Origin of the sequence: Streptomyces sp. (assembly GCF_036524955.1) — a bacterium.
In the GTDB taxonomy this organism is placed as follows: domain Bacteria; phylum Actinomycetota; class Actinomycetes; order Streptomycetales; family Streptomycetaceae; genus Actinacidiphila.
On record NZ_DATDBG010000245.1, the window covers coordinates 1 to 5,438 of the forward strand.

Annotated in this window: 5 protein-coding genes and 1 pseudogene; 5 read left to right on the plus strand and 1 reads right to left on the minus strand. The window is 71.6% G+C overall.

The genetic code is table 11. From position 1 onward, the window contains the following. A pseudogene (locus VIW71_RS19705) lies at positions 1 to 482 on the plus strand (hypothetical protein); the annotation flags it as partial. Positions 483 to 702: 220 nt separating this feature from the next. On the opposite strand, the gene VIW71_RS19710 reads toward VIW71_RS19705, so the two are convergent. Continuing rightward, complete coding sequence (locus VIW71_RS19710; protein ID WP_331623690.1) at positions 703 to 1,599, minus strand: helix-turn-helix transcriptional regulator; 897 nt, start codon at positions 1,597 to 1,599, stop codon at positions 703 to 705. A 254-nt stretch (positions 1,600 to 1,853) separates the two neighbouring features. On the opposite strand from VIW71_RS19710, the gene VIW71_RS19715 reads away from it, so the two are divergent. From VIW71_RS19715 to VIW71_RS19730, 4 genes are all read left to right on the plus strand, one after another. Then, on the plus strand, positions 1,854 to 2,870 hold the full coding sequence (locus VIW71_RS19715; RefSeq protein WP_331623692.1) for a zinc-dependent alcohol dehydrogenase family protein: 1,017 nt from the start codon (positions 1,854 to 1,856) through the stop codon (positions 2,868 to 2,870). A gap of 74 nt (positions 2,871 to 2,944) precedes the next feature. Beyond that, a complete protein-coding gene (locus VIW71_RS19720; RefSeq protein ID WP_331623693.1) occupies positions 2,945 to 3,610 on the plus strand; it encodes an SDR family NAD(P)-dependent oxidoreductase in 666 nt (221 codons plus the stop codon). Positions 3,611 to 3,626: 16 nt separating this feature from the next. Further along, entirely contained in the window at positions 3,627 to 4,160 is a 534-nt protein-coding gene (locus VIW71_RS19725) for a cyclophilin-like fold protein (protein ID WP_331623694.1), read from the plus strand. Positions 4,161 to 4,261: 101 nt separating this feature from the next. Further along, the coding region (locus VIW71_RS19730; protein WP_331623695.1) for a multidrug effflux MFS transporter at positions 4,262 to 5,438 on the plus strand (1,177 nt) is incomplete at its 3' end.

Genomic DNA, 5,438 nt, shown 5'->3' on the forward strand with positions numbered 1-5,438 from the left:
GCCGCCCGGCCGCGCTCAACGAGGACCAGGCGACCGCGGCCGTCGAGGCGTACCGCGCAGGCACCAGCGTGAAGGGCCTCGCCCGGCGGTACGCGGTGGCGCCCAAGACGATCCGCCGCGCGCTCGACGCCGTCGGCGCCCGCGAGGTGCCCGACGCCCCCGAACCACTGGGCGACACTGTCGGCGCGGAGCCCGCGCAGCAGATGCCCGCGCCCGGGGCGGCGGTGGCCCTGGACATGCCGGGCCTGCTCGCCGAGCATCTGCGGGACACCGAGGACGCCGCCGTCCGCGGGGTCCTGCGCGGTGGTCGGACGATCCGCCGCGGACAGGGCTACTCGGTGCGTGTCACCGCCCCGCTCGCGTTGCACCAGGCCGCGCTGCAGCAGTGCGCCGCGCTCGCCGGCGAGGGTTCCACCGCGGCCGGGCGCAAGGCGCACCGCACCTACGCCGACCGAATCGCCGGAGCCGTGCAGACATCCTGAAGGGGGCGCCCTGAGCGTTCGGCTACCGCTCGTAGGCCCAGTTACGGCCGCTCTGGCGGTACTCCTCCACCGGTAGCGGCTCTTCATGCTCGTCAAAAGTTTTGGGTTCTGGCACAGATCTTGGGGAGCGGTCGCAGAGGGTGACCACGCCGCTTGAAGTGCACTGACACGTCATCGAACGGGTTGGATTGGCCCCTGCATTCTGGCCGGATGGACACCTTCAGTCAGCCGGTGGTGTTTTCGATGCGGATGCTGCAGCTTCCTGCGTGGCGGTCCAGGACGCGAGCAGGCGCAGCCCCTCTTCCGATGACGAGCCGGGTTCGGCGGTGTAGATGGTGAGGGTGAGGCCGGGTTCGGCGGCCATCTCCAGGCCCTCGAAGGCGAGGGTGAGGTCGCCGACGGCCTGGTGGTGGAAGCGCTTGGTTCCGGTGCCGTGGTGGCGGACGTCGTGGGCGCCCCAGCGGGTGCGGAATTCGTCGCTGCGGGTGGACAGTTCACCGACGAGGTCGTGCAGGTCCTTGTCGTACGGGTTGCGGCCGGCTTCGGTGCGCAGGATGGCGACGGCGACGTCGGCGAAGGTGTCCCAGTCCGGGTAGAAGCGGCGCGACGCGGGGTCGAGGAAGTTGAAGCGGGCCAGGTTCGCCTGGTTCTGCGACGAGGCGTACACGTCCTGGTAGAGGGCGCGGGCAAGCGGGTTCACGGCGAGGAGGTCCATGCGGCCGTTGCGGACGAAGGCGGGTCCGGCGATGACAGCGTCCAGGGTCCACTGCAGGCTGCGGTGGGGTGTCCACTGCCGGGTGGTGGTGCGGCGCCGGGGGCGGGTGAGGGCGTCGGAGCCGTCGGCGGCCTGGGCCAGGTTGAGCAGGTGGGCGCGTTCGGCGTCGTCGAGCTGGAGGGCGCGGGCGACGGATTCGAGGACGGCCGGGGAGACTCCGGCGAGGCTGCCGCGCTCCAGTTTTGCGTAGTACTCGACGCTCATGTCGGCGAGGGAGGCGACCTCGCTGCGGCGCAGGCCGGGCACGCGCCGCCGGTTGCCGGACGGCAGGCCGGCCTGCTCCGGGGTGATCTTCGCTCGCCGCGAGGTGAGGAACTCGCGGATCTCTTCGCTGTTGTCCACACCTCGACGGTACGTCCCGTATGCGGCATCAGGGACGTACTGCTGGTACACCTCTCGCTGGTGACTCGCTGCGCGGGCCGGGAGCGGGTTACCTGGATGACGTGGTGTTTTTCCGCCTCGCCGTGAAGGCGGGCCGGGCGGAGGGCACCCACCGGCCAGGGTGGCGGCTCGTCGTCTGCAGGCCGGTCCGTCCCCGCACTCGGCGACCGTCGGTACACCTGTACCGCACGCCTCGGCACGCAAAGGAACCCCTCATGCGCGGTGCAGTGATCCATGGCCCCGGCGATATCCGCTTCGAGACCCTGGAGGACCCGAAGGTCCTCCATCCCACCGACGCCGTCATCCGTACGGCCGTGACCTGTGTGTGCGGCTCCGACCTGTGGCCCTACCGCGGTTTGGAGCCGATCGGGGAGGCGCATCCGATGGGGCACGAGTACGTGGGCTTCGTCGAGGAGGTCGGGGCCGAGGTCACTGCGGTGAAGCCGGGCCAGTTCGTGGTCGGCTCGTTCGCGACCTCGGACAACACCTGCGCGAACTGCCGCAACGGCTTCCAGTCGAACTGTGTGCACCGCGAGTTCATGGGCACCTGCCAAGCCGATTACGTGCGCATCCCCAACGCCCAGGGCACCCTGGTCGCCACGGACGGGATCCCTGATGAGCGGCTGTGGCCCGGCCTGCTCGCCGTCTCCGACGTGATGGGTACGGGGTGGTGGGCCGCGGATGCCGCCGAGGTGAGGTGCGGCTCGACCGCCGTGGTGGTCGGCGACGGCGCGGTCGGGCTGTGCGGCGTGATCGCGGCGAAGGAGATGGGCGCAGAGCGGATCATCGCCATGTCGCGTCACGAGTCCCGCCAGAAGCTCGCCCTCGAATTCGGCGCCACCGACATCGTCGCCGAGCGCGGCGAGGAGGGCGTGGCCCGGATCAAGGAGCTGACCGGCGGCATCGGCGCCGACTCGGTCCTGGAGTGCGTCGGCACCGCGCAGGCCATGCAGCAGGCCCTGCACGCGGCCCGGCCGGGCGGCAATGTCGGCTTCGTCGGCGTCCCGCACGAGGTCGCCGTCGACGGCCAGGAGCTGTTCTTCTCCCACGTCGGCCTGCGCGGCGGCCCCGCCCCCGTGCGCCGCTACCTACCCGACCTCATCGACCGTGTCCTGGCCGGCGCCATCAACCCGGGCAAGGTCTTCGACCTCACCCTCCCCCTGGACCAGGTCGCCGAGGGCTACAAGGCGATGGACGAGCGCCGCGCCATCAAGGCCCTCCTCACACCCTGATCCCCTGACCTCACCGCACACGGGGCCGGCGCCCCACCGCGCGCCCTCGGTGCCCTCCCCCGAAGGATTTCGTCATGACCGCGTTCGCTATCGTCGGTGCCGGCCCCGGCCTGGGTCTGGCCACCGCCCACCGCTTCGGAAAGGCGGGGCACAACGTCGCGCTCATCGCGCGCAACGCCGAGCGTCTCGACCGCCTCTCCAGCACGCTGCAGGAGAACGGGATTCAGGCCCGCGGCTACGCCGCCGACGTTCTGGATGGCGCCTCGCTCACCACGGCCCTTCAGACGGCCGCCGACGAACTGGGGCCGATCGAGGTTCTGCAGTACAGCCCGGTGCCTCGGGCCGACTTCATGAAGCCGGTCGTGGACACCACCGCCACTGATCTGGACGCCCCGCTGGCCTTCTCGGTTAAGGGCCCCGTGACCTGCGTGAACGCGGTCCTGCCCGGCATGCGGGCCCTGGGCCGCGGCACCCTGCTGTTCGTCAACGGATCCAGCGCGGTGCGCCCGAACCCCGCCGTGGCCGGCACCTCGATCGCCTTCGCCGCCGAGACCGCGTACGCGGCCATGCTGCACGACGCGCTCGCCAAGGAGAACATCCACGCAGCCCAGCTGATCATTCCCGGTGCGATCCGCCCCGGCGCCGAGCACTCCAGCCCCACCGTCCTAGCCGAGCGCTTGTATGCCATCCACGCCGAGCGCGGCGGGTTCCGGCACTACGCCGAACCCCTGCCCGAGTGAAGTGACGGACTACGCCATGCCCTCTACACCCCGACAGGCTCTGCTCCGCGCCGCCCCGGCCGCCGCTCTGCTGCTGCTGGCGCTGGCCGCGTGCTCCAACAACACACCGGACTCACCCTCGCCGGGCGCGTCGTCATCTTCGGCGGGGCGGCAGGAGACAGCGGCGTCCGGCACCCCCTCCCGCTCTGACAGGAACACCGCCATGGACATCCGTGTCACCCTCGACGGCCGAGCCGTCGACGCGACCTTGAACGACAGCCCCGCCGCCCGCGACCTGGCAACCCTGCTCCCGCTCACCCTGGATCTGAAGGACTTCCACGGCACCGAGCGGATCGGCGACCCGCCGCGCAAGCTCACCACCGACGGCGCCCCCGAACCGTCCGCGCCCAGGGTCGGCGACATCGCCTACTACGCGCCGTGGGGCAACCTCGCCCTCTTCTACCAGGACGGCCCCTCCGCCTCCTCGGACCTGCTCATCCTCGGCCATATCGACGTCGCCGCCGATCAACTGGCCCAGGCGCAGCGGATCACCATCGAGCCCGCCTCCTGACCACCCTCGCCACTCGTCCCCCTGCCCCGCGCCAGGGCGAGCGGCCTGCGACCTCCCACATCCAGGGCCACCAGCCCGCCCCGCCCGCCGACAGGAACGCCGTGAGCAACCACTGCGCCATATCCGGAGAGCCGACCGGGGGCCGCGCCCTCGCGATCGTCCTCGGACTGCTGGCCGTCTTCGGTCCCATCTCGATGGACCTCTACCTTCCCGTCCTGCCCGCCCTCACCACCGACCTGCACACCGCCACCTCCGCCGCGCAGCTGACCGTGACCGCGTGCCTGCTGGGCCTCGCGTTCGGCCAGGTCATCGCGGGACCGATATCCGACCGCTTCGGCCGTCGCCGACCGCTCCTGGCCGGAACCGTCGCCTACGTCCTCACCTCGGTCCTGTGCGCGCTCGCCCCCACCATCGCCACCCTGGTCGCGGCCCGCTTCGTCCAGGGCCTGGCCGGGGCGGTCGGCATCGTCATCGCCCAGGCCGCCGGCCGCGACCTCTACACCGGCGGCAAGCTGATGCGCTACTACGGGCGCCTCACCGTCATCGCGGGACTCGCCGCAGTCATCGGGCCCGTGCTGGGCGGCCAGCTCGCCCCTCTCACCGACTGGCGCGGATTCTTCGTCATCCTCGCCGCCCTCGGCGTCGTCATCGTGCTGGCCTGCCTGACCGTCTTCCGCGAAACCCTGCCCGCCCACACCCGCACCAGCGGCGGCCTCACCCAGACCGGACACGACTTCCGCCGCCTGCTCAGCGACCGGGTCCTGCTCGGCGCCGTCCTGGTCACCGGCCTGGTCAACGCCGCCCTGTTCGCCTACCTCAGCGGCGCCACCTACGTCCTACAGGGCATCTACGGCCTCTCCCCGCAGGGCTACGCCTTCGCATTCGGCCTCAACTCAGCCGGATTCATGGCCTTCGGCTTCGCCGCCGGACGGCTGAGCGAACGCTGGTCCGAACGCGGCACCCTCGTCGTCGGCCTCGCGATGTGCTTGAGCGGCGCGGCAGGGCTCCTCGCCACCTCCCTCCTGCACCTGCCGCTCGCCGCCGTGATCATTTCAATGTTCACCCTCGTCGGCGGCGTGGCCGCCACCACCCCACCGACGACCTCCCTCGCTCTGGCGGGCTACCCCGACATGGCCGGCACCGCCTCCTCCCTCCTGGGCCTGGCCCGCTTCGCCCTCGGAGGCCTCGCCGCACCCCTGGTCGGCCTCGGCGGCCCCCACGACGCCCTGCCACTGGGGCTGGTCACCGTCACCGCCACCCTGCTCGCCGCCGCCGTCC

What these genes read in the sequence shown, in the direction of transcription:
- VIW71_RS19715 (WP_331623692.1), top strand. Translation starts at nt 1,854, where the DNA reads ATGCGCGGTGCAGTGATCCATGGCCCCGGCGATATCCGCTTCGAGACC.
- VIW71_RS19720 (WP_331623693.1), top strand. Translation starts at nt 2,945, where the DNA reads ATGACCGCGTTCGCTATCGTCGGTGCCGGCCCCGGCCTGGGTCTGGCC.
- VIW71_RS19725 (WP_331623694.1), top strand. Translation starts at nt 3,627, where the DNA reads ATGCCCTCTACACCCCGACAGGCTCTGCTCCGCGCCGCCCCGGCCGCC.